This is a genomic window from Erysipelothrix amsterdamensis (assembly GCF_940143175.1).
Taxonomy (GTDB): Bacteria; Bacillota_I; Bacilli_A; order Erysipelotrichales; family Erysipelotrichaceae; genus Erysipelothrix; species Erysipelothrix amsterdamensis.
Map to the genome: position 1 here is coordinate 68,375 of NZ_OW659496.1, position 13,898 is coordinate 82,272.

Sequence of the window (13,898 nt, forward strand, 5' to 3'; positions counted from 1 at the left end):
TTAAAAGTCTATGATATCTAGAAGAAAGTAAAAAAGAGGGTTACCCCTCTATTATTGTTACGTCGTATTTTGGTTCATCACGTTCTTTATCAAACGTAATGCTGAGGTCTTTATCGCCAAAAAACCAGTCATCTGATTTTTCAACATAAAAGTTGATGCCTTCTACTTTGATCATTTCCAGCGGTCTACTGGGTTCCATAATTGCCAATGCAAAAGAGAAACCACCGTGAGGACCATAAACCTTTCCAAAAAATTTAACGCTGTCGTTTGCTTTAAGATTCAGTTCGCGAATATACCACTCTGCTGCTTCTTTTGATACTTCTAATTTCATTGTGTCACCTCTTTTAAATTATGTTATCACACTCTGGCTGAATTATTATGTAATATGCTTACTCTCGATAGGTAGCCATCAAGTCTTTAAACATATCGGCTGTGCTTGGGGGTGTAAAGGATACAGCGTTTGCGCCAGCTTGTATGGTTTTCCGACATGATTCTTCCGTAGGGCCACCAGTCGCGATAATTGGCACTTGCGGATGATTCTTTCGAATTGCCGCAACAACTTCAGGTGTGCGCGCTGCCGCGGATACATTTAGGATTGTTGCACCGGCATCAAGACGTGCCTGAATATCTTCATTTTCGTTTAGAACGGTGATGATAATCGGAATCTCAATCGCTTGTTTCACAAGACGTATTAATTTATTTGTAGTTGGAGCATTTAGGACAACACCTGTTGCACCTTGTTGTTCAGCGTCAACTGCAAGACCTACAACGCGAAGTCCACGGGTAGTGCCACCACCAATTCCAGAAAAGACGGGAACATCTGCAACGTTTTTAATTGCGTGTGTAATTATTGGTTGGGGTGTAAAAGGATAAATTGCGATAACCGCATCGGCATTACAATTACGAATAATTGCGACATCAGTCGTAAATAAAAATGATTTAATCGTACGACCAAATAATTTAATTCCACTTGCTTCCTGAATCGATTCAGGCACACGAATAATGTGTGATCTTAAGTTGCCATTATATTCTGGAACAAACATAATTACCTCCTAGATGAGACGTTTTTCAAATCCTCCGTCTACTTTTAAATTTTTTGTGACAATGATAAAGGCATTGGGATCATGTTTTCGAATAAGTTGTTTTAATTCAACAACTTCACTTTGCGCAACAATGGTTACAAATACATCCATTTGACTCCCGGTATATGCACCGTAGCCATCCCAATACGTTACGCCACGGTGAATAACTTCAATAATTTCTCGTTTGATATCTTTGTTTTTTGTATAAACCATAACACTAACTTCAATATTGTGCTCATGAAACTTATCAAGACAGAAGGAAAAGATAAAGGAGTACACGAGCGAATAAAGTGCAGTTTGTGCATTATAAACAATTAAACACACAAGATAAATTGAACAGTTCACCATTAAATATAATGAACCCAAACTTCCTTTCTTTTTTTGAGATAAATAAAACCCAATAACATCCAATCCACCTGAAGAACCTTTGGCACGATAGGATAGTGAGGCACCAAAAGCTCCAAGAACAGCCGCAATGATTATTGAAATAAAAACATCATCTACAATTGGCTGATTTAGGACAGGAATTAATGTAAAACAGATTGCTTGTGTTACAATAGTTACAAGTGTATAACGCACAAAAGAATGCGAAAACTTGAACCATGCAAAGATGAGCAATGGAATGTTTAAAAATAAATTGACAATCCCGGCGATGTCGAAACCAAATTCAAATTTAAAGACATATTGAATGGCATCACGCAGTAACTGGGCAATCCCAACCATACCGCCATTGTAAATCTGTGCAGGAATAATAAATAGATTAACAGAGAGTGCAAACATAATTGCACCAGTAATACAGAGTAAATAATTTTTTGTTTTTTTCATACTACAATTATAACAAAATCTCGGTGTTAAGAGTATTGTTTCTTTATGAAAGAATTTGAACCTACAAATTAATAAGATAAGAGGGATTAATGATGACAATACAAATTCGAAAAGCAAATATGGATGATTTAACCAAAATCATAAACATTCTCGAACAAGCGAAGATCGTTTTTCGAGAAAAAGGCATTGATCAATGGCAAAATGGTTATCCTAACGTAGATACAATTTTAAAAGATATACGTGATACGAGCAGTTATGTTATTTTAAAAGAACATGATATTGTGGGAACGTTTATGCTTCAATTTGGTGATGATGAAAATTATGATACGATTGAAGAAGGACAGTGGCATCAAGAGGGTCCATATGCTGTAGTGCATCGAATTGCGGTAGATCCTACATACTATGGTCAAAAAATAGCGACACAGGCATTTCTTGAAATAGAAAGTACTTGTGGAAAAGCAGGTTATTCAGTACTTAGAATTGATACCCACAAAAACAATCTTGCTATGAATGCACTGTTAGTGAAAACAGGATACCAACTTTGTGGTAAAATAACTTTAAAAGATGGGGGAGAACGACTCGCGTATGACAAAAAAATATAAAATTATTGATTGGCACTGTGATGTGCTTTTAAAACTCCAACAAGATCAAACGCTTCAATTTAAAGATTCGGAAGATTTGGATGTGAACTATGAAAAATTAAAAGCCAGTAATACTAAAGTTCAAGCTATGGCGATTTTTATTGATCCCGATTTGAACTTTGATGATAAATATCAAATTGCTTTAGAACAAATCGAAGCTTATAAGCATCGTGTACTTACAACTCCAGGTGTCGTTCAGTTAAAATCTTTTCAAGATATCGAGAACTTGGGCGAGGATGAAATCGGAACGTTTCTAACTTTAGAAGGACTCGATTGTGTTGGCAGTGATATGAATAAAGTGAAACATCTTTTAGATGAAGGCGTTCTTTCAATCGGTATGACATGGAATGAAGCGAATCTTGCATGTGATGGTATTGGTGAACCAAGAGGCGCTGGATTAACCGCTTTTGGGTTTAATGTAGTGGAAGAACTAAATGCTCGTAACTTATTTGTGGATGTATCACATATTAGTTTGAAGGGCTTTGATGATGTATTAAATAATGCGAAGCATGTAATCGCAAGTCATTCTAATGTTAAGGCTATCGCGAGTCATCGACGCAATTTAGATGATAATCAGATCCGCCGAATGGTAGAACATGGTTTTCCGATTCATGTTGTTTATTATGATGCTTTTGTAACCGATGAAGAAAAAGAAACACAAATTTCAGACTTGGTACGTCATATTGAATATTTAAGAAAAATGGGCTGTACAAATCAAATTGGACTCGGGTCTGATTTTGATGGGATTGCAACTAAAATCAAAAATTTAGAAGATGCTTCAAAAACCCAGAATCTACTTAAAGAAATAGAAATTGAATTTGGTGAGAAATTTACAAACGCGATCGCTTATGATAACTTTATTAATTATGTTAATCATAAAATGATATAAAGGAGAACTAAAACTAAATGGAAATCTTTAACACTCGATCATTAACACAGAAACAAAGATTTAATGTAGCACTGCTTGTAGGACTTGTATCCGCTGTAGTCTTAGGAATTGTATCTGGAATTTTTAGAAATAAAGTAGCCAACTTTTCACTCGTAATTGTGGGGGTCGGTTATCTAATCGCACTTGCAATTCAAAAATTTGGACGCGGTGTTCAAATAAAATTTTCCATTGCAGCTGCCTTATTCACATTCCTTGCGATTGTCATGAGTGATGTTGTTACGGTAATGGGGATTGCAGGACTCTTTGACTTGAGCAGTTACCAAATTATTTTCAAGTATGCGGCACAAAATGAAATTCATTCAGTTTTATGGATTGCCTATAGATTGCTTGCGATTTATATTAGCTATAACTATTCGAGGATTATTTAATGGATGGTAGAGAGACGATTGCAACGATAAATCTCGACAATCTTTCGTACAATATCAATAAAATACAAGAAGTGACGGGTAAGTCGCTTTTTGGCGTCGTTAAGGCAAATGCATATGGTCATGGTGATGTTGAATGCAGTCGCATCATGATAGAGGAGAACCTCCCATTTATTTGTGTATCATCAATTGATGAGGCACAACGTTTACTTCATAAAGGAATCAACCATGATATTCTAATTTTTAGTTATGTTGATCCAAAGATTATTGCGGAACAAGGGAAAGAACATTTTATTTATACCATCCCATCAATCCAGTGGTTTCGCGAAGTTATAGCCTTAAACCTTAATCTTCGCATGCATCTTGAAATTAATGTAGGGATGAATCGAATTGGGATTAAAAACGACAAAGAAATTGAAGAAATTCTATCGAGTGATGTTCCACTTGAAGGGATTTACACTCATTTACCAAGTCCTGAAAATCTTGAAAAAGGTAAGGAACAACTCACACGATTTGAGAATATAATTAATGCATCAGGACGTAATTTTAAATGGATTCACGTAGGAAATGCGCCGGTATCTCTAATTAAAGACAATACTTTAATCAATGGATTCCGTATGGGTTTGGCAGTATATGGATATCGCGTAGATATTCCATTTCTTAAACCGGTGTTATCACTTCATTCGAAAATCCGCCATATTGATAGAGTAAACCTAGGAGAATCGATTGGTTATGACTATACTTACCAAGTCGAAAAGAATGAATACTTTGGAACGATGCCAATCGGATACGCTGATTGTTTCGATGTTAGAAATAATTTAGTTCCTGTCTACATTAAGGGAAAACCCTATTCAATTGTTGGGAAAATATGTATGGATCAGACAATGATTCGAATTGATGAAAGTGTTTGCCTTGGTGACGAGGTTGAACTTATTGGACCTCATCGAACCTGTGTAGAAATTGAATCAATTACAGGAATTTCTAAATATATTCAACTCTCAACATTAAGCGAACGCATTACGCGATACTATACCCGAAAAGGTAAAGTTGTCTATATTGAAAAAAGAAAGTAAAAAAGAGGATTCTAGAATCCTCTTTTTTTATATGGAATTTAAAACGTAGGCTTTGATTTGGCTAAATGAAAATAACGTTAATCCCTCATAAGTACCTTCACGCCGTCTATGATTAAACCAGACCGCTTCCCACCCCGCGTTTTTAGCACCAATCACATCATTAGGAAGTGAGTCGCCAATCATTGTGAGTGTGCCTTCTTGTTGTGCTTCAATAACCTGAAATATTTCCCGAGACGGCTTATAATGTCCGATATCTCCAGATACTATAATTCGATGGGTAGGTAAGTATTTTTCAAGACGCAGTGCTTTGATTTTCTTCCATTGGTGTTCGGAAGGTCCATTGGTTAAAATGTAAAATGGAATATTTCGTTTCGCAAGAATCGTAAATAAATCTTGAATCGAGGGATGAAGTTCTAAGTGGTCTAAATAAAAAGCGTAGCGTTCTTGAAAATAATCCGCTTGCTCATTATTTATTATAATACCAAGATCTTCTAAAGGTTTTTGAATTCTATATCGTCTCATATCAAGGTTAGACATCGTCCCGTTTTGGGTTGCTGCAAACACAGAGTCACTATAGATGCGACTTTGTATGTATAAAGATTGAATGTCTTCTAGGTCTCTAAAACCTGAATCTTCGAGCGATTTTTTAAAAGGGATGATTTGGTCATAGATTGTATCATCCATATCAAAAATAAATGTTTTCATAAATTCTCCTCATCATATTGATTATAAGGTGGAATGTAAAAAGATAGTAGGGATAAAAAAGGATTAATTTGAATTAATCCTTTTTCTCTAAATTTATTTAATTTCCCACTGACTCTCGTTAGACATCATAAAAGAATTTAAAGAACGTAAGGCAACTTCTACCATGTCTGAAACAGCTTGATCTGTGTAAAAGGCACAATGGGGTGTAATGATAACATTTTTATGGCTTTCAAGTAGAGCAAGTTGATGATTTGAAAGTGTGGAAAGTCGGTGGTCCTTATGGAAAATTCCAAGTTCTCCTTCAAGAACATCCAGTCCAACAGCACCAATATGTCCATTTTCCACGTATTTAATCAAAGCATCGGTATCAATTAATTCACCACGAGCACAGTTTACAATTACAACTCCGGGTTTTGTTAGGGCGAGGCTTTCCGCGTTGATAATGTGATGTGTTGACTCGATAAGTGGAGCATGTAAAGTAATAACATCGGCTTCTTTTAAAAGTGTTTCGAGATCGACATAAGTAAGTACATCTTTGATAGAATCATTTTCATAGAGGTCATAGCCAATAATGCGACCACCAAAACCAGAAAGATTGCGGGCGGTTATACAGCCAATACGGCCAGTACCGATCACACCAAATGTCATATTATGCATTTCTTTACCCTGAATTCCTGGCAGTGAGTAATCTTTAACTTCTGTTCGTTTCATAATTGCTTTCATGTTACGAAGGGACATAAGAACTAACATCACCGCAAAGTCTGCAACGCAATTGGGTGAGTAAGTTGCGTTTGAGAACTTAAGGCCAAGATCTCGGACGGCATCCATATCCACATTATTAAATCCGGCAGAGCGGGATGCAATATATTTTGTGCCACCTTGCGCAAGAATTTCAAGAACTTCTCTGCTCGCATCACAATTACCTAGAAAGGCAACAGCTTCATATCCGTTCGCTTCATTAACGTTGTCAATACTCATTTGTGCATTCACAACTTTTAAGTCGATATTCATTTCCTTTGTATAGCGTTCAAAAGCTTCCTTTTCATCAGGACGTACAGCATATGCTACTAATTTCATATTTAACATTCTCCTTTATATGATTAAAATGTATTTATAGATAAAAATACACGGACATCTATCATGTGTATCCTACAATAAATCACGATAGAAGGGGTGTATTAAGCCCATAAAGATAGTATTTATTGATTTTCAATATCCTTTTGAGACAGAGCATCGCGGTCAACTTCCGAAATGGATTCAAAGCGACTTGAAATCTTTCGAGAGGTGATGTGTAAATCTTTCACATCTTGATTTACATTTTCGATATGCTTGCTTAAATTATCCCACCGTAATCGATAGCGATCAAACTCAACATTTAAACGCTTCAGTTCGTCATGAATAACACTTGCATACTTTTCACGTTCTAAATTCACGAGAATTGTTTGAATTGTGGTAAGTGTGCTCATTAGTGTTGTAGGAGAAACAAGCCAGACACGTTTTCGTTGAGCATAGTCTAAAATATCAGAATGATAGGCATTAATGGTCGCAAACACTGCTTCAGCTGGGACAAACATTAAAGCTTGATCAGAGGTAACACCGGGAATAATATACTTATCAGCAATCGCATCAATGTGCTTCTTACAATCCAGAACAAATTGTCGTTCAGCGTTTTGGCGTTGGCTGGTTTCAAGGGACTTATCAATCATGCGACGATAGTTTTCGAGGGGAAACTTAGAATCAATTACAAGAGTTCCGAGTGGTTCTGGCGCAAAAAGCACTGCATCAGGTCGAACACCGGGGGATAGATTATACTGCATTTGGTAGATGCGATCATTTTTATCTCCGAATATTGAAGCTAAAATCTGATGGAGTTGTACTTCACCAAAGGTTCCACGCGTTTTTTTATCGGTTAAAACATCTTGCAAAGAGACAATTTCAACGGAAAGTGCATCAATTTTCTTTTGAGCTTCGTCGATTTTACTTAATCGTTCAACGATGTTTGTGAAGGTATCATTTGTCTTCTTGAATCCTTGATCTAGAGATTGATTAACTTTTTCATCCATAAGCAGAAGTCGTTTTTCGACGCTTTCTGTAAGTTTTGTAAACTGTTGATCCAATTGAAGATTCATTTTATCGTGAAAAAGAATCAAGGCGCGATTTACTTCTTTTTCAAAAACGATGTTACGTTGTGTTAAGTCATTAAAGCGAAGATCCATTCGGTCGGTAAATTGATTAAATTTATCGGATGTCTTCTCACGACTTTCGAAATCGAATGCGACCATTTGATTTATTGTATTGTTTGCTTGACTCATCATTAAATCTTTAAGTTGTGCAAACTGATTTTGGAGCGTTTCGTTTTCGACGCTATTTCGTTGTGTTTTTAATTGCATATATATAAGGATAAGTAATAGTGCAATTATAATGAATAATAGAATTTGTATCATATAGACTCCTTTTACTAAAACTATTATACGATACTTCTGCATCACCATGTCAATTTCATGTGTTTATCGAGTAGAAATGACATTTTACTGTATAATAAAGATAGAGGTGTCAGTATGAATAAAATTGGATTAGCGTTATCAGGCGGTGGTGTGAAATCTATCTCCCAACTTCCTGTTATTCGAGCATTAAGTGATGAAGGTATTAAAATTGATATGGTATCCGGAACGTCAATGGGTTCTGTGATAGCGGCACTTGTTGCTTGCGGATTAAGTTCGGATGAATTAACCGATATTGTTTTAAAGTTAGAGCGAAATATTAAAGAGAAACATATTTTTTCAAAACCGAGTCTTAAGCTACTTCCTTTTTCAAAGGAAAAACTTACGGCGGGTTATGTAGATGGACAAGAGTTGGAAGATGAGCTTCAAAAGGTTTTGGACGAAATTGGTGTCAATAATATTTCGGAAGTGAAAATTCCGCTTGCGATTCCTGCAGTTGATTTAACTACAGGGAAAATAGTTTGTTTTGTTTCACATCCTCAGGATTTTAAAGTACTTGATCCAAAGTGGGATATTGTGACGGATATCCCGTTAGCAAAAGCGGTTCGTGCTTCCTGTTCCTTTCCATTTGTGATTGCAGCTATGGAATACCATGGGTACATGCTTGTGGATGGTGGTGTGAGAATGAATCTTCCGCTTGAATTAGTCGAGGCATACGGGTCCGATAAAACAATTGCCGTGACGATGCATTCCAACGAAAATTTCCATGAGTATAATTCGCTGATGGCTATTGCGACGCGTTGTATGGATCTTATGCGTATTGAAGAAGACTATCATATTATTAAAAATGCGGATATCCATATTAATGTACCACTAGACGATGTTTGGGTTTTTGAACTCGGTAAGGGTCGCTTTACAATGGATCGTGCAGATTTGGTTATAGAAAAACATAAGGATGATATAAAAGCCCTCGTGAAGAAGAAAACACTTTGGGAACGCATTAAAGAAGAATTGGGAGGGGTATAATGATTTATAAAACATTGAGTAATGGAACATCGATGCCGATGCTTGGTTTGGGAACCTATCGTTTACTTGAAGAAGATGCATATGAAATTGTTTTGAAAGCTCTTGAACTTGGATATCGTCATATTGATACTGCGATGATCTACGAAAATGAAGAGGCGGTCGGTCGTGCGATCAAGGCTTCAGGTGTTGCTCGTGAAGACCTCTTCATAACAACGAAATGTTGGAATGAAGACCAAGGGTATGAGACGACACTTAAAGCATTCGAATTATCGCTTGAAAAACTTGGCTTGGAATATATTGACTTATATCTAATTCATTGGCCACAACCAAGCTCGCATGAAACATGGCGCGCTTTCGAAGAAATCTACCGTAATAAGAAAGCAAAAGCGATTGGTGTGTCAAACTTCAATACGCAACAATTGGAAGCGTTGTTGGAAGAAGCGAAGATTGTTCCGATGGTCAACCAAGTTGAACGACATCCATTTCTAGTACAATCAGAATTGAAATCGATGTGTGATCGTTATGGAATTGCATGCGAGGGGTGGATGCCGATAGCTCGTAACAAAGTAGCGGACAGTAATGCTGTGTTGGCTTTAGCGGATAAGTATCACAAAACTGCTGCTCAAATTACATTAAGGTGGCAAATACAAACGGACTGGACAGTTTTCCCAAAAACTCAATCGATGATCCGTTTGGAGGAAAACTTTGATATATTTGATTTCGCACTAACAAATGAAGAAGTTGAAATTGTGAATAAGCTTAATGAAAATCTACGTTTAGGTACGAATCCAAATAAATACAATTTTAAATAGAGCGTTTACGCTCTATTTTTTTATTCAACCTTGTGAATCTTTTTATTTAAAGAAAGAATAATGTTAACCGAGAGTAGTAGATTTATCAATTCAAAATGGTATAATATACATATACTGATAATCATTATCATTATTACTGGAGGGTTTGTTATGTGGAAAGACACACTATTAAGTTTAAAAGAAACCATATTATGTGGGATTTTATTATTGCTCGGTGCACTACTTAAAAACAATGTACTATTAATATTAGCAATTGCAATTGGTGGCTATAACCAAACTAAAGAAGGAATTACAGATACAATTCAAAATAAACACTTGAACGTTGAACTCCTTATGATTTTATCGGCGATTGGCGCATGCTTAATCGGCTACTATATGGAAGGCGCTGTATTAATATTTATTTTTTCTCTATCAGGAGCACTTGAGGAGTTAACACTCGATCGCAGCCAGCGAGAAATTCGTTCTTTAATGGAACTGCAACCGACAGAGGCTACGCGTATTAATAAAAACGGAAGTACAGAAGTTGTGTCCGTTGAGTCATTACAAATTGGAGATAAGGTGATTGTGGCAGTTGGTGAAACAGTTCCAATTGATGCAATGATCTATAAAGGTCAAAGTAGTATTGAAGAAGCTGCAATTACAGGGGAATCAATGCCTAAGGAAAAAGGTGTGGGAGATTCCGTATTTGGTGGAACAATGAATATTTCGCATCCAATTACAATCGAAGTTAATACTTTGGTTAACGATACCCTCATTCAAAAAATTGTTAAGATGGTAGAAGAAGCACAACAATATCCATCAAAAACTGCCCGATTTATTGAGCGCATCGAAGATTATTATGCGCGTATAGTATTGGTTGTTGTTTTATTGGTTGTTCTTATCCCTATTATTACAATGGGTCAACCTTTTGAAACTGCGTTTTATCGTGGGATGATTCTACTCGTTGTGGCATCACCATGTGCGCTCATTGCGTCTGTTACACCAGCAACGCTTTCTGCAATCTCAAATGGTGCCAAGCGCGGAATTTTAGTAAAAGGCGGTATTCACTTCGAGAACATGATGGACGCCAAAGCGGTAGCTTTTGACAAAACCGGAACGCTAACACAAGGTGTACCATCTTTAACGAATGTATTCTACATGGATGATGTTGATGCTCGCGAGGTTGGTGAAGCCGTTATCGCAATAGAACAATATTCAACACATCCACTTGCGAACGCTGTGGTATCAGGTCTTTATAAACAATTGAATATCGAAGACTATCCATCTGCAAACAACGTTGAGGAAATTGCCGGCTTTGGTATTAAAGGTGTTTATGCGGGAAAAGAATATCGAATCGGTAAGTTTGAACACATGACATCAGAAGATCAAATCGTTACGGATAAAGGTCTGGAATTTGCTGATAACGGAAACAGCCTTGTTTATATCCAACAGGATGATGATGTTATCGGTGTTCTAGGACTTACAGATGTTATTCGTCCAGAAGCATTATCTTTAGTACACTGGCTAAATAAAAACAATATTAAGACTGTAATGATTACGGGAGATAATAAAAAAACAGCAGAACACATCGGAACACAGATTGGTGTATCGAAGATTGTTGCTGAATGTCTACCTGATGAAAAGGCAACAATTATAAGAGACTTAGAACGAGAGTACGGAACCGTCGTCATGATTGGGGATGGAATTAATGATGCGCCAGCTTTAGCGAATGCAACAATTGGGATTGCTATGGGAAGTGGTACAGACATCGCAATGGAAGCTGCTGATATTATTTTGGTTAAAGATGATATCCACGGAATTCAGTATGCGATGGAGTTATCACTGAAACTTCGTAAGATAGTGATTCAAAACGTAAGCTTTTCAATCGGAGTTATTCTCTTGTTAGTGATTTCAAACTTCTTTGATCGAATATCATTACCTTTGGGGGTTGTTGGTCATGAAGGAAGCACTATTTTAGTAATTTTAAACAGTTTAAGACTCTTGAAAGAAATAAAAATCGAACGATAAGTGATTTTAAAGGGATTATTCCCTTTTTTTATTGCCCCAAACCACCAAATCAAGCCTTTAAAATCACACATAATAAGAATTCAACGATAAACTTAAAATAAAGTGAAAATAGTGTTGACGGTGGCTAAAGAGGGTGGTATTATATACAAGCGCTAAGGGAAACCGGGTGCAGAAAATGGTCTTTGAAAACTAAACAGGAAACGTCAATTTCAAAAAGAAATACGGATAAATAAATAAACAAAACTCGTCAGAGTTAAAAAGAGAAAGAATCAAATGGAGAGTTTGATCCTGGCTCAGGATGAACGCTGGCGGCGTGCCTAATACATGCAAGTCGAACGAAGTGAAGAGGAGCTTGCTCCTTGGAACTTAGTGGCGAACGGGTGAGTAATACATAAGCAACCTGCCTCGATGCCTGGGATAACAGAGGGAAACTTCTGCTAATACCGGATACGTTAATCTAAGACATCTTAGATTAATTAAAGATGGGATACATCACAACGAGATGGGCTTATGGCGCATTAGTTAGTTGGTAAGGTAACGGCTTACCAAGACGATGATGCGTAGCCGACCTGAGAGGGTGACCGGCCACACTGGGACTGAGACACGGCCCAGACTCCTACGGGAGGCAGCAGTAGGGAATTTTCGGCAATGGGGGAAACCCTGACCGAGCAACGCCGCGTGAGTGAAGACGGCCTTCGGGTTGTAAAGCTCTGTTGTAAGGGAAGAACGATAGGAAGAGGGAATGCTTTCTATATGACGGTACCTTACCAGAAAGCCACGGCTAACTACGTGCCAGCAGCCGCGGTAATACGTAGGTGGCAAGCGTTATCCGGAATTATTGGGCGTAAAGGGAGCGCAGGCGGTTTATCAAGTTTATGGTTAAAGTTCGGGGCTTAACCCCGTGATGCCATAGAAACTGGTAGACTAGAGTGCAGGAGAGGTTAGTGGAATTCCATGTGTAGCGGTAAAATGCGTAGATATATGGAGGAACACCAGTGGCGAAGGCGGCTAACTGGCCTGTAACTGACGCTGAGGCTCGAAAGCGTGGGGAGCAAATAGGATTAGATACCCTAGTAGTCCACGCCGTAAACGATGGATACTAAGTGTTGGAGAAATTCAGTGCTGTAGTTAACGCAATAAGTATCCCGCCTGGGGAGTATGCGCGCAAGCGTAAAACTCAAAGGAATTGACGGGGGCCCGCACAAGCGGTGGAGTATGTGGTTTAATTCGAAGCAACGCGAAGAACCTTACCAGGTCTTGACATACCGCGCAAAAGCACAGAGATGTGTAATAGTTATGGCGGATACAGGTGGTGCATGGTTGTCGTCAGCTCGTGTCGTGAGATGTTGGGTTAAGTCCCGCAACGAGCGCAACCCTTGTCTTTAGTTACCAGCATTAAGTTGGGGACTCTAAAGAGACTGCCGGTGATAAACCGGAGGAAGGTGGGGATGACGTCAAATCATCATGCCCCTTATGATCTGGGCTACACACGTACTACAATGGCGTATACAGAGGGCAGCGAAGCAGCGATGCGGAGCGAATCTCAGAAAGTACGTCTCAGTTCGGATTGGAGTCTGCAACTCGACTCCATGAAGTCGGAATCGCTAGTAATCGCGGATCAGAATGCCGCGGTGAATACGTTCTCGGGCCTTGTACACACCGCCCGTCAAACCATGAGAGTTGGTAATACCCGAAGCCGGTGGCCTAACCTAGTTTACTAGGAGGGAGCCGTCGAAGGTAGGATCGATGATTGGGGTTAAGTCGTAACAAGGTATCCCTACCGGAAGGTGGGGATGGATCACCTCCTTTCTAAGGAGTAATTAGAAAGACGTGAAGTTGACACCTAAAGTTTCCTGTTTAGTTTTGAGAGTCCGTTGGAATCTCAAGAAAAATGATCTTTGAAAACTGAATAACAGAAAAGAAAAAGAGATAGACAAAGAAATAAATGTTATCAACATGATCTTTTCGAATA

13 protein-coding genes and 1 rRNA gene are annotated in these 13,898 nt (G+C 38.0%); 8 read left to right on the forward strand and 6 right to left on the reverse strand.

The window, feature by feature from the left end; translation table 11 throughout:
* Positions 1–40: 40 nt before the first annotated feature.
* From NMG63_RS00325 to NMG63_RS00335, 3 genes are read right to left on the reverse strand one after another with little or no spacing between them, the layout of a single operon-like run.
* Complete coding sequence (locus tag NMG63_RS00325) at positions 41–331, reverse strand: HesB/YadR/YfhF family protein (RefSeq protein ID WP_123172029.1); 291 nt, start codon at positions 329–331, stop codon at positions 41–43.
* 58 nt (positions 332–389) lie between these two features.
* On the reverse strand, positions 390–1,043 hold the full coding sequence (locus NMG63_RS00330) for a beta/alpha barrel domain-containing protein (RefSeq protein WP_003774066.1): 654 nt from the start codon (positions 1,041–1,043) through the stop codon (positions 390–392).
* A gap of 9 nt (positions 1,044–1,052) precedes the next feature.
* On the reverse strand, positions 1,053–1,907 hold the full coding sequence (locus NMG63_RS00335) for a YitT family protein (protein WP_123172028.1): 855 nt from the start codon (positions 1,905–1,907) through the stop codon (positions 1,053–1,055).
* A gap of 89 nt (positions 1,908–1,996) precedes the next feature.
* Here NMG63_RS00335 and NMG63_RS00340 point away from each other — a divergent pair, with 89 nt between their 5' ends.
* From NMG63_RS00340 to alr, 4 genes are read left to right on the forward strand one after another with little or no spacing between them, the layout of a single operon-like run.
* Positions 1,997–2,509: a GNAT family N-acetyltransferase gene (locus NMG63_RS00340; protein ID WP_254007105.1), complete on the forward strand. Its 513-nt coding sequence runs from the start codon at positions 1,997–1,999 to the stop codon at positions 2,507–2,509.
* Complete coding sequence (locus NMG63_RS00345) at positions 2,493–3,437, forward strand: dipeptidase (protein WP_123172026.1); 945 nt, start codon at positions 2,493–2,495, stop codon at positions 3,435–3,437. The genes NMG63_RS00340 and NMG63_RS00345 overlap by 17 nt, the downstream gene beginning before the upstream one ends.
* A gap of 17 nt (positions 3,438–3,454) precedes the next feature.
* A complete protein-coding gene (locus NMG63_RS00350) occupies positions 3,455–3,865 on the forward strand; it encodes a hypothetical protein (protein ID WP_003774054.1) in 411 nt (136 codons plus the stop codon).
* On the forward strand, positions 3,865–4,935 hold the full coding sequence (gene alr / locus NMG63_RS00355; protein ID WP_254007106.1) for an alanine racemase: 1,071 nt from the start codon (positions 3,865–3,867) through the stop codon (positions 4,933–4,935). The genes NMG63_RS00350 and alr overlap by 1 nt, the downstream gene beginning before the upstream one ends.
* A 27-nt stretch (positions 4,936–4,962) precedes the next feature.
* Here the strand turns inward: alr and NMG63_RS00360 are convergent, their stop codons facing one another.
* The 3 genes from NMG63_RS00360 to NMG63_RS00370 form a co-directional block, all read right to left on the reverse strand.
* Positions 4,963–5,640: an HAD family hydrolase gene (locus NMG63_RS00360; RefSeq protein ID WP_123172024.1), complete on the reverse strand. Its 678-nt coding sequence runs from the start codon at positions 5,638–5,640 to the stop codon at positions 4,963–4,965.
* 93 nt (positions 5,641–5,733) lie between these two features.
* Positions 5,734–6,717: a D-isomer specific 2-hydroxyacid dehydrogenase family protein gene (locus NMG63_RS00365; protein ID WP_123172023.1), complete on the reverse strand. Its 984-nt coding sequence runs from the start codon at positions 6,715–6,717 to the stop codon at positions 5,734–5,736.
* A 122-nt stretch (positions 6,718–6,839) separates the two neighbouring features.
* Positions 6,840–8,084: a DNA recombination protein RmuC gene (locus tag NMG63_RS00370; RefSeq protein WP_254007107.1), complete on the reverse strand. Its 1,245-nt coding sequence runs from the start codon at positions 8,082–8,084 to the stop codon at positions 6,840–6,842.
* Positions 8,085–8,198: 114 nt separating this feature from the next.
* On the opposite strand from NMG63_RS00370, the gene NMG63_RS00375 reads away from it, so the two are divergent.
* The 4 genes from NMG63_RS00375 to NMG63_RS00390 all read left to right on the forward strand — a co-directional run bounded on the left by NMG63_RS00375 (position 8,199) and on the right by NMG63_RS00390 (position 13,735).
* A complete protein-coding gene (locus tag NMG63_RS00375) occupies positions 8,199–9,107 on the forward strand; it encodes a patatin-like phospholipase family protein (RefSeq protein WP_123172022.1) in 909 nt (302 codons plus the stop codon).
* Positions 9,107–9,919 carry an aldo/keto reductase gene (locus tag NMG63_RS00380; protein WP_123172021.1) on the forward strand — a complete coding sequence of 271 codons (813 nt, stop codon included), beginning with the start codon at positions 9,107–9,109 and terminating at the stop codon, positions 9,917–9,919. Before NMG63_RS00375 ends, NMG63_RS00380 begins: the two co-directional genes overlap by 1 nt.
* 150 nt (positions 9,920–10,069) lie before the next feature.
* Positions 10,070–11,926 carry a heavy metal translocating P-type ATPase gene (locus tag NMG63_RS00385; protein WP_254007108.1) on the forward strand — a complete coding sequence of 619 codons (1,857 nt, stop codon included), beginning with the start codon at positions 10,070–10,072 and terminating at the stop codon, positions 11,924–11,926.
* A gap of 270 nt (positions 11,927–12,196) precedes the next feature.
* Positions 12,197–13,735 (forward strand): 16S ribosomal RNA (locus NMG63_RS00390).
* Positions 13,736–13,898 lie beyond the last annotated feature (163 nt).

Bases quoted from the DNA above. Each gene is read 5' to 3' on its own strand.
- NMG63_RS00325 (WP_123172029.1), bottom strand. From the start codon at position 331: ATGAAATTAGAAGTATCAAAAGAAGCAGCAGAGTGGTATATTCGCGAA.
- NMG63_RS00330 (WP_003774066.1), bottom strand. From the start codon at position 1,043: ATGTTTGTTCCAGAATATAATGGCAACTTAAGATCACACATTATTCGT.
- NMG63_RS00335 (WP_123172028.1), bottom strand. From the start codon at position 1,907: ATGAAAAAAACAAAAAATTATTTACTCTGTATTACTGGTGCAATTATG.
- NMG63_RS00340 (WP_254007105.1), top strand. From the start codon at position 1,997: ATGATGACAATACAAATTCGAAAAGCAAATATGGATGATTTAACCAAA.
- NMG63_RS00345 (WP_123172026.1), top strand. From the start codon at position 2,493: ATGACAAAAAAATATAAAATTATTGATTGGCACTGTGATGTGCTTTTA.
- NMG63_RS00350 (WP_003774054.1), top strand. From the start codon at position 3,455: ATGGAAATCTTTAACACTCGATCATTAACACAGAAACAAAGATTTAAT.
- alr (WP_254007106.1), top strand. From the start codon at position 3,865: ATGGATGGTAGAGAGACGATTGCAACGATAAATCTCGACAATCTTTCG.
- NMG63_RS00360 (WP_123172024.1), bottom strand. From the start codon at position 5,640: ATGAAAACATTTATTTTTGATATGGATGATACAATCTATGACCAAATC.
- NMG63_RS00365 (WP_123172023.1), bottom strand. From the start codon at position 6,717: ATGAAATTAGTAGCATATGCTGTACGTCCTGATGAAAAGGAAGCTTTT.
- NMG63_RS00370 (WP_254007107.1), bottom strand. From the start codon at position 8,084: ATGATACAAATTCTATTATTCATTATAATTGCACTATTACTTATCCTT.
- NMG63_RS00375 (WP_123172022.1), top strand. From the start codon at position 8,199: ATGAATAAAATTGGATTAGCGTTATCAGGCGGTGGTGTGAAATCTATC.
- NMG63_RS00380 (WP_123172021.1), top strand. From the start codon at position 9,107: ATGATTTATAAAACATTGAGTAATGGAACATCGATGCCGATGCTTGGT.
- NMG63_RS00385 (WP_254007108.1), top strand. From the start codon at position 10,070: ATGTGGAAAGACACACTATTAAGTTTAAAAGAAACCATATTATGTGGG.